At 61.4% G+C, this 13,779-nt stretch carries 12 protein-coding genes; 6 read left to right on the forward strand and 6 right to left on the reverse strand.

Annotated elements, in window-relative coordinates; translation table 11 throughout:
- Position 1: 1 nt before the first annotated feature.
- The 3 genes from AC2YI2_RS00260 to AC2YI2_RS00270 form a co-directional block, all read right to left on the reverse strand.
- Positions 2–1,318, reverse strand: coding sequence for a J domain-containing protein (locus AC2YI2_RS00260; RefSeq protein WP_487384408.1), 1,317 nt, complete (start codon positions 1,316–1,318; stop codon positions 2–4).
- A gap of 105 nt (positions 1,319–1,423) precedes the next feature.
- Positions 1,424–1,861 (reverse strand): DUF1284 domain-containing protein, encoded by a 438-nt coding sequence (locus AC2YI2_RS00265; RefSeq protein WP_487384409.1) that lies wholly within the window; start codon positions 1,859–1,861, stop codon positions 1,424–1,426.
- Between the two features lie 28 nt (positions 1,862–1,889).
- On the reverse strand, positions 1,890–2,468 hold the full coding sequence (locus AC2YI2_RS00270) for a biotin transporter BioY (RefSeq protein WP_487384410.1): 579 nt from the start codon (positions 2,466–2,468) through the stop codon (positions 1,890–1,892).
- Positions 2,469–2,637: 169 nt separating this feature from the next.
- On the opposite strand from AC2YI2_RS00270, the gene AC2YI2_RS00275 reads away from it, so the two are divergent.
- From AC2YI2_RS00275 to AC2YI2_RS00295, 5 genes are all read left to right on the forward strand, one after another.
- Positions 2,638–3,564, forward strand: a complete 927-nt coding sequence (locus AC2YI2_RS00275) for a histone deacetylase family protein (protein WP_487384411.1) — start codon at positions 2,638–2,640, stop codon at positions 3,562–3,564.
- A gap of 8 nt (positions 3,565–3,572) precedes the next feature.
- A complete protein-coding gene (locus tag AC2YI2_RS00280) occupies positions 3,573–3,824 on the forward strand; it encodes an exodeoxyribonuclease VII small subunit (RefSeq protein ID WP_487384412.1) in 252 nt (83 codons plus the stop codon).
- 235 nt (positions 3,825–4,059) lie between these two features.
- Positions 4,060–5,991: a HAMP domain-containing methyl-accepting chemotaxis protein gene (locus AC2YI2_RS00285; RefSeq protein ID WP_487384413.1), complete on the forward strand. Its 1,932-nt coding sequence runs from the start codon at positions 4,060–4,062 to the stop codon at positions 5,989–5,991.
- 127 nt (positions 5,992–6,118) lie between these two features.
- Positions 6,119–7,123, forward strand: coding sequence for a DUF4424 domain-containing protein (locus AC2YI2_RS00290; RefSeq protein WP_487384414.1), 1,005 nt, complete (start codon positions 6,119–6,121; stop codon positions 7,121–7,123).
- Between the two features lie 50 nt (positions 7,124–7,173).
- A complete protein-coding gene (locus AC2YI2_RS00295; protein WP_487384415.1) occupies positions 7,174–8,175 on the forward strand; it encodes a DUF4424 family protein in 1,002 nt (333 codons plus the stop codon).
- A gap of 406 nt (positions 8,176–8,581) precedes the next feature.
- Here AC2YI2_RS00295 and dxs read toward each other — a convergent pair whose 3' ends face one another.
- Positions 8,582–10,501 carry a 1-deoxy-D-xylulose-5-phosphate synthase gene (dxs, locus tag AC2YI2_RS00300; protein ID WP_487384416.1) on the reverse strand — a complete coding sequence of 640 codons (1,920 nt, stop codon included), beginning with the start codon at positions 10,499–10,501 and terminating at the stop codon, positions 8,582–8,584.
- Positions 10,502–10,719: 218 nt separating this feature from the next.
- Between dxs and AC2YI2_RS00305 the strand changes: the two genes are divergently transcribed.
- A complete protein-coding gene (locus tag AC2YI2_RS00305; protein ID WP_487384417.1) occupies positions 10,720–11,607 on the forward strand; it encodes an alpha/beta fold hydrolase in 888 nt (295 codons plus the stop codon).
- Here AC2YI2_RS00305 and AC2YI2_RS00310 read toward each other — a convergent pair.
- Positions 11,599–12,780: a serine hydrolase domain-containing protein gene (locus tag AC2YI2_RS00310; RefSeq protein WP_487384418.1), complete on the reverse strand. Its 1,182-nt coding sequence runs from the start codon at positions 12,778–12,780 to the stop codon at positions 11,599–11,601. The genes AC2YI2_RS00305 and AC2YI2_RS00310 overlap by 9 nt on opposite strands.
- A 20-nt stretch (positions 12,781–12,800) precedes the next feature.
- Positions 12,801–13,724, reverse strand: a complete 924-nt coding sequence (locus AC2YI2_RS00315) for a pirin family protein (RefSeq protein ID WP_487384419.1) — start codon at positions 13,722–13,724, stop codon at positions 12,801–12,803.
- Between the last annotated feature and the right edge of the window lie 55 nt (positions 13,725–13,779).

Here is a 13,779-nt window from a genome sequence, read left to right on the forward strand (position 1 = left end):
CTCAGTTCTGGCCGAAGAGCGTTGACGACACTTTGGCCGCATCACTCGGCGCGGGATCGCTCAAGAGAGAATATTGCAGTTGCTGAGGACCGTCGCCGGTGGCGATTGTGCGCAGGCTCTCCGTCCCGGGAAACTGCCAGGCGCTGTTGGTGTCGGCGAAGGTCACACATCCCTCGTTGAGGACCGAGCCAAAGGCGTATTGGACAATGTAGTAGCCGTCCGGAATGCCGTTCAGTGCAGCGCTGGCATGCGGATACATGTAGACCGCCGCGATCAGCCGCTTGGAAAAAGCGCTCCGCACCTTCACGATCGCCGCATCCTTGGTGTCGTTCATAATCGCGATTTCATGGCCCGGTGCGACGCGTGGATTGATACGGTAGAGAACCTCGCCATTCTCCGGCTCCTTCCAGCAGTGGCGCAGTGCCGAGTCTCCCGGCACGGAATCGTCAGGGACGGATGCTGTCATGGGTTCGACGGCCGGCAGGGCGGTTGCGATGGCGCGTGTCCGCGCTTCGTTGACCTCCCCGAACTCGACTGCCTGAAGGGCAACACCCCCGATGCCGACCGGCAATATCGCGGCGAGCGTAAGGTGCGTCATGGCCGCAAGCGGCTTGATGCGCCAGGGGTCCTTCAGCTTGATCTTCTTCGGGTTTGCGCCGCGCGCCTCCATGTCCTCAGTGAACTCCCGGGCGCCCTCAGCGATCTCACTGTCGTCGGCATCGGTCAGCTTGGTCGCGAGCGCATAGCTAAGCTTGCGGTTTCCCTGGGCCGCAAAAGCGCGGCTGTTCTGCCACAAGAGTTCCTGCTCGGTTTCGAGGTCGCGCGTCCCGCCCAGCGCGTTGCGAGCGATCGCCCTGAGCGTCAGGAACGGAGCGAACGGAACGGCCCACCAGCCGAACAGCGCGGTGGCAAAGGAGGCCCGTACCGAAGCGGTCTGGGCACAACGGGTGCAGAAAACGCCTTCTGTCGGCCGGTGGAAGGAGAAGAAGAGGAAACTAAAAATGCGGTCAAAGGTGAGCACACGGGGTTGCGCAGTGACCTTATGGCAGCGTGAACATTTGACCGGGTGGATACCGAGCCAGGAATGTTCGGCATCATCCAGCGTGAAGCGGCGATCGTAGCGGGCACGCGCTTCGATGTCGGAGAGGATCTTGTAGGCGTTGTAAATCTTGTGGAACTGGAATTCCGAACTGCCACGGGCGGTGTCGGGATGAGTTTCCTTAGCCAACCGTCGATAGGCGTTCTTGATCTCGTCCGGGTCGGCCGCCGGCGAAACTCCCAGGGCGCGGTATAGGCCCTCAGGATCGCTATGTCGCATGCCACCCATCCTCAAGTGCAAATCAGGAAAACACTAGACGAAAATCATCTGCGTTTCCACCGGTTGCATTGCTGCCATCCGCTCGTTTGGAACCGGCCGTTGCCGTCATGCATCGGGTGGGAAGAGCTTGGTCTCTTCGAAACCCTCCGCGACGATCTGATCGCAGAAATCCGACCACGGACATCGACGGCAGGCGCCCCTGATCGAGCCCGCTGCGAAGGCGGCTCTTAGCCTTGCGACCATGGCCCGATCGATCTCGATCGGGCTGCCGAAATCGAGGCCGAGGAGCCCCCCCACCTCCTGGACCGCCAGCCGATCGAGTTCCATCGTTTCCGCCTTGCCGCAATCATGGTTGCAGGCGCGGCGGTCGTCGGCCGTCAGGCCGCCGCATATCGCGTCCGGTCCCTCGGCCAGTTGGACGGGACGGCCGCGACCGATATCGGCGACGATGTCGGTCATGTTGGCGACGAATGCCGGTGTGTAGCCATAACCGCGATAGGTCAGGATGCATAAAAAATGATGCCCGCGCAGTCGCACGGGCATCGTATTCAGTCCAGCAGAGGAAGGGTGGTCAGAGCTGGGCAAACCGTGCAGCGCCCTTGAGCACGCCTTTGGCCATAGCAGCTGCAATGGCAAGCTTCAGCAGATCGGCCATCCAGAACGGGTAGAAGCCGTATTCGAGCGACTTGTCGAAGCCATAGAGATAGGCGAGATAAGCGACGCCAAGGCCGAAGATGACAACTTCGCCGGCAAAGAGGGTGGCGATCATGCCGACCCATCCGCGGGTGACGCCACGATCGGCAAGATAGCCCATGAGCGCGGCTGCGCCGAGGAAGCCGAAGAGGTAGCCGCCGGTACCGCCGATGAAGACAGCCGGGCCAGAGAAGAAACCTGCGAAAACCGGGAAGCCGACAAAGCCTTCCAGCAGGTAGAGCGCGACAGTTGCCGTCGCCATGCGGAAGCCGAAGGTCACGCCGATCAGCATGACGGCCAGCGTCTGCAGCGTCATAGGAACCGGATAGAAGAAGACGGTAATCTGCGACATGACCGCCAGGAAAACGCTGCCGAGAACGACGATCGCCGCCTTCTTGGCGAGAGAACCGCCTGCGAGCGCTTCAAGAGTTGAAATTTCGGTTGCTGCCTGGGCCATCTGGATACTCCCCGTCCGAATGATGATGGGTCTTTCTGTCATGAAAGCATTTCATATTGCAATCGCGAAATGCGTCTTAGCGGTACGGTGCCGGAACAGTCGGTCGGCGCCTGTTGAAAACAGTGGCCATGTGATTTACCGCATCGCCGCCAGCATCTAAGGTCTCGTCATGGCCACCATCCTGTACGAGCACCCGGTTTTCCTCGAACACCACGTTCCGCCCGGTCATCCGGAACGGCCGGACCGGTTGAGAGCGCTCAACGCCTTGCTGGAGCACGAGAATTTCCGAGCGCTCGGCCGCCGCGAAGCGCCGACGGCCAATGAGGACGCGGTGACACTGGCGCATCCCGAATCCTTCCTGTTCGAGGTCATGCGGATGATGCCCGAGGAGGGCGTGCGGCAGATCGAGGCCGATACCCACGCGAGCCCGGAGAGCCTGAAAGCCGCGCTGACCGGTATCGGTGGCGCGATGGCCGGCGTCGACGATGTCTTCACGGGCAAGGCCGACAACGTCTTCGTCGCGAGCCGCCCGCCCGGGCACCATGCCGAGCATGACAAGGTGATGGGCTTCTGCCTGTTCAACACTGTGGCGATCGCAGCACGGCATGCGCAAAAAGTCCATGGCGCCGAGCGGGTCGCCATCATCGATTTCGATGTGCATCATGGCAATGGGACCCAGGATATCTTCCAGGCCGATCCGAGCGTACTCTATTGCTCGACACACCAGATGCCGCTCTATCCGGGCACCGGCGCCAAGGGCGAGACCGGCGTCGGCAACATCGTCAACGCGCCGCTCAACCCGTATGACGGCAGCGCCGACTTCCGCGACGCGGTGCGCGGCCGGGTGATGCCTGCGCTGCACAATTTCCGGCCCGACTTGGTGATTATCTCTGCCGGCTTCGATGCGCATCATCGCGACCCCCTCGCCCAGATCAACCTCGTCGGCGACGACTTCGACTGGATTACGGGCCAGCTGATGGACGTGGCGGCCAAATATGCCGGCAACCGGGTCGTCAGCGTATTGGAGGGCGGCTATGATCTCGAGGGGCTGGCCGAGTCGGCGGGCCTGCATATCTGCCGCCTGATGAAAGGTTAAATGACCGCATGACCGCCGAAACGCCCAATCTCGTGACCGCGCTTTCCTTCGAGCAGGCGGTAAGCGAGCTCGAGAACATCGTTGCACGGCTCGAGCGCGGCGACGTGCCGCTCGACCAGTCGATCGAGATTTATGAGCGCGGCGAGGCGCTCAAGAAGCATTGCGAGACCTTGCTCAACGCCGCCGAAGCCCGCATCGAGAAGATCCGAATCGATCGCAACGGAAAGGCGACCGGAACGGAGCCTTTGGACCGGGAATAATACGATCTCTTGCATCCATGCGTGCAGTATACAGGTGTATTACTGCTCTCCAGTAGTAAAACCTGCCTTTCTTGAAGCCAAAATCAGTATTGTGTGATTAATTTTTGTTCAATTCATTTCCGCTAATTTTACGGCGAGGACGGATTTCCACAATCTTCCAGCTAGTTCCGCCCAGTTAGCTTGATAATCCAAGAAGATTATCCGGGGGATCCGTCATTTGCCCCGGAGACCACGCATGTCCATCAAGACTAGGCTTATCGCCTGCATTGCCATTCTGGCACTTTTCATCGGAGGGCTGATCACTTCCGCCTTCCTGATCACCGGCAGTATTTCGTCGAGCCTCAAAACTGTTGTCGAGGACCGGCTGGTTCCGACAAAACAGCTCAAGACGATCGCCGACCTCTACGCGGTCAACATCGTCGATACCGCCCACAAAGTGCGCAACGGCGGGCTTGGCTGGGGCCAGGGCGAGACATCGATCGAGGACGCATTGGCGACCATCGATTCCCTCTGGTCGGCCTATATCGCGACCTACCAGACCGAGGAGGAGAAGGCGCTATCCGTAACCTTCCAAGGCAAGAAAGAACAAGCGCTGCCCGAGATCAAAACGTTGCTTGGGATCCTTAAGGCCAAGGACCAACAGGCGCTGGATCGCTTCGTCGTCGAACGACTCTATGCCGTGATCGACCCACTCGGCGGCGATGTCAGTGCTCTGATCGACCTGCAGATTCGCGTCGGCAACAATGAATATGCCAAGTCGCTGGAGGCTCAGTCGCTTGGGAACGTGATTCTCTGGGCGGTTTCGGTGTCGGCGTCCCTGGTTACCGCATTTTCGCTCTGGATCGTGATGTTCGGAGTCAGCAGACCTATCTCTGCCATTACCGGTTCGATGAAAGCCCTTGCCTCCGGCGAGATCGAAAGGCCGATTCCTTTTGCCGGACGCACGGATGAAATCGGCTCGATGGCAGTGGCCGTCGAGTTCTTTCGCCAGACGGCCATCGCCAACAAGCGCATGGAGGACGAGACCGACGCCACGCGGCGCCAGGCCGAAGCCGATCGCATCGCGGCGCAGGAGAAGGCCGAAGCCGATGCTGCCCGCAAGCTGCGCGAGGCGACGGCCGGACTGGCGGCAGGCTTGAAGCGGCTGGCCTCCGGAGACCTCGCCTTCCAGCTCGACGAAGCCTTTTCGTCTGAGTTTGAGGCGCTGCGGCACGATTTCAATTCCTCGGTCCGCCAGCTCGGCGATACCCTGCTTGCCATCACCGACGCTGTTTCCAGCATGGACAATGGCACGCGCGAAATCGCGTCCGGTGCCAACGACCTGTCACGACGCACCGAACAGCAAGCCGCAGCCCTGGAAGAGACAGCCGCTGCGCTCGACGAGATCACCGCCAATGTTCGCAGTTCGGAAACGCGGACGGCCGAGGCGCGCGGCGTGGCGAGACAAGCCAACGATAGCGCAGCGCATTCCGCCGATATCGTCACCCAGGCCGAAAGCGCCATGGGCCGCATTGAAACGTCGTCGCAGCAGATCTCCAACATTATCGTCGTCATCGACGAGATCGCGTTCCAGACCAACCTGCTTGCCCTCAATGCAGGCGTCGAGGCGGCCCGCGCCGGAGAGGCCGGCAAGGGTTTTGCGGTGGTGGCGCAGGAAGTCCGCGAGCTGGCCCAGCGCTCCGCCAATGCCGCCAAGGAGATCAAGGGCCTGATCCAGAACTCGACCACGGAAGTGACAGGCGGTGTGAGGCTGGTGCGCGAGACCGGCACTGCCCTCAAGACGATCTGCACCTTCATCGGCGAGATCAACGAGCACATGCAGGCGATCGCGACAGCGACCAAGGAACAGGCCACGGGGCTGGTCGAGGTCAACCAGGCCGTCAATGCCATGGATCAGACCACCCAGCAGAATGCTGCGATGGTGGAGGAATCCACGGCCGCTGCGGCGACCCTGGCATCAGAGGCTGAACGGCTGCGCGGTCTGATCGACCGCTTCAAGGTTGCGGGTGGCGGCAGCGCTGCCGAAGCGCTGCGCTCGACAGCCCGCGCCATGGCTCGCCCGTCAGCTGAAACATCCGCGAAGCTCCCGCAGGCGCGCCCGCGCATGGCGCCCACCTCGGCCGCGTCGGGCAACAGTGCGGCTGCACAGAGTTGGGAAGAATTCTGAGCGCATCACCTCTCGGAGAGCCTCATAAAAGTCGACGGAGCCCCGGTCATTCCGGGGCTTTGCTATTTGTGGCGCATTGACTGCCCGGTGCCTGCGCCATAGCGTCGACTCCATCAGGAGGTCAAAGATGAACCGAGCAGCTCTCGTCGCCTTTCTTACATGCCTTGCTGCGTCGCCAGTGCTCGCCAATGACACGACCGCCGTGCTCAAGACAGGCGGACTGTCATTCACCCGCAGCGCCGATATTTCGATGGAGGAGGAAGATCTCTTCATCTCGCCCACCGAGGTCAAGGTCAACTATGTGTTCCGGAACACCTCGGACAAGGCAATCGACACCATCGTCGCCTTCCCGATGCCCGCGATAACAGGAGGCCCGGCATCGAACATGGCCGCTGGCGACCCCGAGGCCGACAACTTCCTCAATTTCACCGTCGTGCAGGACGGCGTCGAGATCAAGCCAGAGTTGCAGCAACGCGTCTTCGTGGCGGATATCGACATGACCGACGTGCTGGTCAAGGCAGGCGTGTCGCTGATGCCGCTCAGCACAAAAACATCCGAACAACTCGCCAAGCTGCCGAAGGACGTGACCGACGACCTGATTGCACGCGGACTGATCATGGTCGAGGAATATGACGCCGGCCAGGGCATGCAGAAGTCCTTTATGCCGCTCTGGACGCTGAAATCGGCCTATTGGTGGCGCACGACGTATCCCGCCGGCAAAGACGTCAGCGTGTCGCACCGCTACAAGCCGAGCGTCGGCGGCACCGTGGCCATCACCTACATCATGGAAGGCAAGGTGCGGGAAGCCGAGTATGCGGAATACCAGAAGAAGTACTGCATCGACGACACTTTCCTGAAGATCGGCCTGAAGGCGGACCAGGACATGCGGGACGGCAAGAAGTACCTCTACGAGAGCTGGATATCCTACATTCTGACGACGGGCGGCAACTGGTACGGCCCGATCAAGAAGTTCACGCTGACGGTGGACAAGGGCGACAAGTCCAACTTCGTCAGCTTCTGCGGCACGGGAGTCAAGAAAATCGGCCCCACAAGCTTCCAGATGACGGCGACGGATTTCTATCCCGAACGAGACCTCGACATCCTTCTGCTCCAACCGACCCAGTGGCAATGATGGGCCGCAAATCAGGCGACCCCGAGCAACAGGCGCACAAGGAGGTTAAGATGAGATACAGATACGTTCTGGCTGCCCTTTTCCTGCTTCCGGCGCATGCCGCGCTCGCATTCGAGGACAGCGGCGATAACATTTCCCAGCTGGTGCTCGAAAGCCTGCAGGTGCCAAAGACCACGCTCGTGTCTCTCGCCGAAGCGACGGTGCGGATTTCGTCAAAGCAGGTTCAGGTGGATTATGTCTTCCGCAACGCGAGCGAATCCACCATATCGTCGGTCGTGACATTCCAGATGCCGGATGTTGAGGGCCCCTATGTCAACATCGACGCCGGCGATACCGCCAGCAAGAATTTTCTCGGATTCACAGCGACCCAGGATGGCGCTGAAGTCAAACCGGAATTGCAACAACGGGTCTACTCGACCGGCCTCGACCAGACGGTTACGTTGATTGACAGCAAAGTTGCGTTCAATCCTTTGTCGGAGGCTGCAAAGGCGGACGTACAGGCGCTTCCGCAAGCGATAGTCGACAAGTGGCTGTCCCTCGGCTTGCTCGTCGAGGATCCGAGCGAGACCAGCGATGATGGCAAGAAGGTCTATGCACCGACCTGGACGATGAAATCGACCTATTCCTGGATCGTCGCATTCCCGCCGGGCAAGGATGTCCACATTACCACAGTGCATGCCAATAGCATCGGCTCCAGCGTGGCATTCGGCCTCAGTGCTGACGCCGGACCAGATGACCCAGGCCTGAAATCGATGCAGGAGAGATATTGCGTCGATGACCCCATCATCAAGGCGGCGAAGGAACTGCGCGAAGGCCAAAGCGCATTCACCGCCTCCTGGAGTTCCTTCAGACTGAATGCCGCCAGTGCATGGTCGCCGGGCATCGGCACATTCAGGTTGATCGTCGAAAAGAGCAGCCCATCGAGCCTTGTCAGTGTTTGCGGAGCCGGGGACAAAAAAAGCGACCCGACTTCCATCGAGATGACTTTCCGCGACTTCACGCCGGACCGAGCTATCGACGTCCTTTATCTCGATCCTGCTGAAGCGCCCTGATTACGCCGGCGTCGAGCAGCGCCGCACCCATCCGGAATCTGCCGAAACATCCGCCAGCTTCGCGCTATTCTTGATTGCGCTTCATCGGCCAAGGTCGAGCAAGCCGGCGAGAGACACCGTCCCTGGAAACAATAGAAACAATAAACTGCTCCGGCTGAAATAGGCCGGAAAGGTTGCGTCGTCACCCAGCACGGTGCCGACGTCTGGATCTCGCTTGGCAACGGCGACCGGCTTGTCCTCGCGGACGGTCGTTGCCAAGCCCGATGGGACGGACTTCTCGTTCTGAGCCGTGCCCTCGATAAGAAGCGTTGGACGGACCCCGCTCTCACCGAAAAGACGGTTGGGCAATAACCTGAACGACATATGGACCGCAGAAGGCAGCGACAAGCACCACCGAAGTAACTGACTACTCCGCCGCGCCGATCGCCATCGGCTTTTGGCCGAGCATGTCGAAGACGGTGGCGACGATGCCTTTGCGGTCGATGCCGGCAAAGGCGTTCATCGCTTCGGGCTTGGCCTGTTCGACGAAGAGGTCCGGCATGCAGAGCGGGCGGACCCTGAGGCGGCCGTCAAGCAGGCCCTCATGGGCCAGATAATGAAGCACATGGCTGCCGAAGCCGCCGATCGAGCCTTCCTCGACGGTGACGAGCACTTCGTGATGCCGCGCCAGCTGGCGGATCAGGTCGTGGTCCAGCGGCTTGGCGAAGCGGGCATCGGCAACGGTAGTCGAAAGGCCTGCGGCGTCGAGGTCTTCTGCAGCTAGCAGCGAATCCGCAAGCCGCGTGCCAAAGGACAGGATCGCGACCTTTGAACCCTGCTTGACGATGCGGCCCTTGCCGATTTCAAGGATCGAGCCGCGAGCCGGCATTTCGACGCCGACGCCCTCGCCGCGCGGATAGCGGAATGAGATCGGGCCTTCGTCATAAGCGGCAGCGGTACGGACCATGTGCTTGAGCTCGGCCTCGTCGGCCGCGGCCATTACAACGAAGCCTGGAAGCGTCGCGAGATAGGTCGTGTCGAAGGCGCCGGCATGGGTCGGGCCGTCGGCGCCGACATAGCCGGCACGGTCGATGGGAAAGCGAACCGGCAGCTTCTGGATTGCCACATCGTGGACGACCTGATCATAAGCGCGCTGGAGGAAGGTGGAGTAGATCGCCGCGAAGGGTTTGAATCCCTGGGACGCGAGGCCCGCGGCAAAAGTTACCGCGTGCTGCTCGGCGATGCCGACATCGAATGTGCGTTCGGGAAAGACGCTCGCGAGCTTGCTGAGGCCGGTACCGTCAGGCATGGCAGCCGTGATGCCGATGATCTTCTCGTCGTGGCGGGCTTCCTCAAGCAGCGCCTCTGCGAAGACTGACGTGTAGGCCGGGGCATTCGGTTTCGCCTTGGCCTGCGTGCCGGTGATGACATCGAACTTGTTGACGCCGTGATACTTGTCGGCAGCAGCCTCGGCGGGCGCGTAGCCCTTGCCCTTCTGGGTCACGACATGGATCAGAACAGGGCCGTTACCGTTGTCGCGGACATTGCGCAGCACCGGCAGCAGATGGTCGAAGGAGTGACCGTCAATCGGGCCGATATGGTAGAAGCCGAGTTCCTCGAACAGTGTGCCGCCTGTCACATAACCGCGGGCATGTTCGACAGCGCGGGTGATGGCACGGTCGATGTTCTTGCCGAGATAGGCTGTCAATTTCTTGCCGATCTCGCGGAAGCCGAGATAGGTGCGACCGGAGGCAAGGCGCGCCAGATAGGCGCTCATCGCGCCCGTCGGCGGGGCGATCGACATATCGTTGTCATTGAGGATGACGATCAGTCGCGCATCGAGCGAGCCGGCATTGTTGAGCGCCTCATAGGCCATGCCGCCCGACATGGCGCCGTCGCCGATGACGGCGATGACGTTGCGCTTGGAGCCATCGAGTTCGGTGGCCACAGCCATGCCGAGACCGGCGGAGATCGAGGTCGAGGAATGGGCAGCACCGAAAGGATCGTATTCGCTCTCGGCACGGCGGGTGAAGCCGGAGAGTCCGTCTTCCTGGCGCAGCGTTCGTATACGGTCCCGGCGGCCGGTCAGGATCTTATGCGGATAACACTGGTGGCCGACATCGAAGATCAGCCGGTCATGCGGCGTGTTGAACACCTTGTGGATGGCGATCGTCAGTTCAACGACGCCGAGGCCGGCGCCGAGATGGCCGCCGGTCTTGGAGACCGCATCGATCATTTCCTCGCGCAGTTCGGCCGCAAGCTGCGGCATGTCCTTGTCGTCGAGCCCGCGCAGGTCTTCCGGCAGATGGACCTTGTCGAGGAGAGGAGTGGTCGATGTCTCTTTCACGATGCTTCCTGTTCGCCCCGGGCAAGGGAAACCCGAAGGACTTGAGCCCGCGGTTCTTAACTCTTCGCGGACATTTTGCAATCTGACAACGCGCAATTTATGACGTTGGCTCCGAAAGTACAAACTCTACATCGCCTTCCGCTGCAATTTGCCGCGACCTCGAATTGCCACCTTCAAACGTCCCATGTTCAAAGCCATTTCGAAATGACGGTGTAACCATGAGTACCGAGATAGACCCCCTGCTCTCCTTGCCGGCGAAAATAACCGAGACGCGCCTGGGACCTGTGGAGCATGTATCCCTCGGCGATGGCGAGCCGCTCCTCGCACTGCATGGCGGCATGGGAGGACGAGACCAGAGCCTGATCCTCGCCCGTGCCATTCTCACTGACCTCTCGGGCTATCGCGTGATCGCTGCCTCGCGTCCGGGCTATCTCGGCACGCCGCAGGCTTCTGGCGTAACGCCCGAGGCGCAGGCGGACCTCTATGCCACGCTGCTGGATGCCCTCGGGATCGAGCGGGCGGTGGTGGCCGCAGTGTCGGCCGGCGGGCCGAGCGCTGTCCAGTTCGCGCTTCGCTACCCCGAACGCTGCAAGGCCCTGATCCTGGTGTCCTGCTGCACGGGACATCTCGCATTCCCGGAACAGATGAAGCGGCGGCTGCCTGTTATGCGCTGGTTTGCACGGCTCGGCTGGCTGGCGGCGCTGATGCGCTGGAGGATACGGCGCAACCCGATCAAGGCGGCGAGCCGTGCCATCCCCGATCCGACGCCGCGCGAGCAGACACTCGCCCATCCGGTTGCCGGGCCGCTGTTGAAGGCGCTGCAGCAAAGCCCGTTCACGGAACTCGGCCGCCGCCTGCCGGGCACGCTGAACGACATTGAGCAGTTCGAGCGCATTGCTGCGCTGCCTTTCGACAGGATTACGGTGCCGGTGCTCGGCATCCATGGCATGGCCGACCGCGTCGTGCCCTTCGAGCACGGCGACCGTGCGCGCCTCGCACCGAGGGGCGAGTTGATGGCGATACAGCACGGTGAGCATGTGGCCATCTTCACCCACCTCGATGCCATCAGGGAGCGAGTCGCTGGCTTCCTGAATCGACTAGCCTAAGGCCGCGCGAATGGCGCGGATCGCGGCAAGCGCTGTCCGCGTACGCCGGGGGTTGGTGAAATCCGGCCAGGTCGAGAGCTTGACCGCGACGAAGTCGGCTTCACTGTCGATATAGATCAGCTGCCCGAAGACACCGCGGCACATCACGACCGGCTTGCCTGCCTCCTCGATCCAGAACTGGTTGTGATAGGCGCCTTTGGGCAGGACGATGCGATAATCGCTGCCGAAGAGCGCATGGTCGCCGTGCGGCAGGCTCTCGATGAAGCGCCAGGGCACGATCTGCTGGCCATGGGCGGTGCCGCCATTTGATATCAGCTGGCCGAAACGAGCATAATCCCTGAGTGTCGCGTTGAAGCCGCCGTCGGCCAGGCCGTAACCCGACCGGTCTACGGTGAAATAGGCATCTTCCTCCGCGCCCATCGGTGCCCAGAGCTCGCGGCTGACGAGGTCGGACAGAGCGAGCCCCGAGACGCTTTGAAGAATGAAGCCTATGACATCGGTCTCGATCGAGCGGTAACGGAAGGACTCGCCATGCACGGCTTCGGACTCGGTCAGTTCCATTATCATCTGCCACATCGTCTGCGGCCAGCCCTCGACCGGATCCTTCCAGCCGCAGGCTCGGTCGACCTTGGCGATGTGAGAATCGGGCGACGTGTAGGTCTCGTCGAAAAGGACGCCTGATGTCATATTCATGACCTGCTGCACCGTCGCGCCGCGATAGGCAGTCTTGGCAAGGTCCGGCAGGTATTCGGTGACAGGTGCTTTGAAGTCCAGTTCACCGCGACCGTTCAGGATAGCCGCGACAGTGCCGACGATCGATTTCGCAACCGATTGCGACAGATGCGTCGTGCGTCGCTGCATGCCGTTCATGTAGATTTCCATAACGACCGCACCCTTGCTGAGCACGAGGAAACCGTCCGTGAAGCTGGCTTCGAGGAACTGGCCGATCGACTGCGTATTGCCGTCAATCTCGAAGTCGAGTTCCAGCAGGTGCTGCGGCGCTGCGGGAAGCGGCATGGCCGGCCCGGGCCCGCGCCAGACTTCCGCGGTCGGCACCATCTGCCGGACATTCTGGAACGCCCATCGGTTATAGGGGGCGGCATCCCAGTCGCTGCGGGGAATGAGCGGCCCGCCCGGATTGCGCGGGTCGCGGTACTGGCTGAGTTCGGTCATGCTGGGATTCCTCGGGCGGATCAATCAGCGGGAAGCGGGATGAATTCTTCCTCATCGCCGGGCACGATGTCAAACTTCCCGCTGCGCCATTCTTCCTTGGCCTGCTCGATGCGCTCTTTCGAGGAGGAGACGAAGTTCCACCAGATATAGCGCTGCGATTCCATCGTCTCGCCGCCGAACAGCATGACATGGCAGGGCTCGTTGCCGGTGACGAGATCGACCGTGTCCCCCGGCCGGAACACCAGAAGCTGGTCGGCCTCATAGCGGGTTCCAGAAACGCTGAGCGAGCCGGAGAGGATATAGGCCGCACGCTCCTCCGCGCCGGCATGGAAGGGACAGGCCGAGTTCGGCTCGATGCGGAGATCGACATAGAGCGTATCGGTCGGCGTCGGCACGGGAGATGTCAGGCCCTGGAAACGGCCTATGATCACGCGGCCCGAATAGCCGCGATCGGCAAATTCGGGCATCGTCTCGACCTCCTGATGCAGGAAGGCCGGGTCCATCTCTTCATGGCTGTCGGGGAGTGCCAACCAGGTCTGCAGGCCGGACAGCGCATATTCCTTGCCGCGCAGATCGTCTGGCGTGCGCTCGGAATGGACGATGCCGCGGCCCGCCGTCATGAGGTTGAGGTCGCCCGGGCGGATCACCATGCCAGTGCCGAGGCTGTCGCGATGGCTCATCTCGCCGTCGAAGAGATAGGTGACGGTGGAGAGCCCGATATGCGGATGCGGCCGCACATCGACGGCCTGCCCCGCCTTCAGCACCGCCGGCCCCATTCGGTCGAAGAAGATGAACGGCCCGACGAGCCGGCGCTTGGCGGTGGGCAATGCGCGCCGGACCTCGAAATTGCCGATATCGGAGGTGCGCGGGATGATCAGCATCTCGACCTGATCGGCGGCAGCATGGTCGCCGGGTTCTGGGTCTTGGCCGGGGAAGAAGGACATGAGAATCTCCTGCTCAGAACGGAAATGTCTGATATAGGCGCGGTCAAACGCATAT

This window comes from Rhizobium sp. SRI_017, assembly GCF_057586295.1.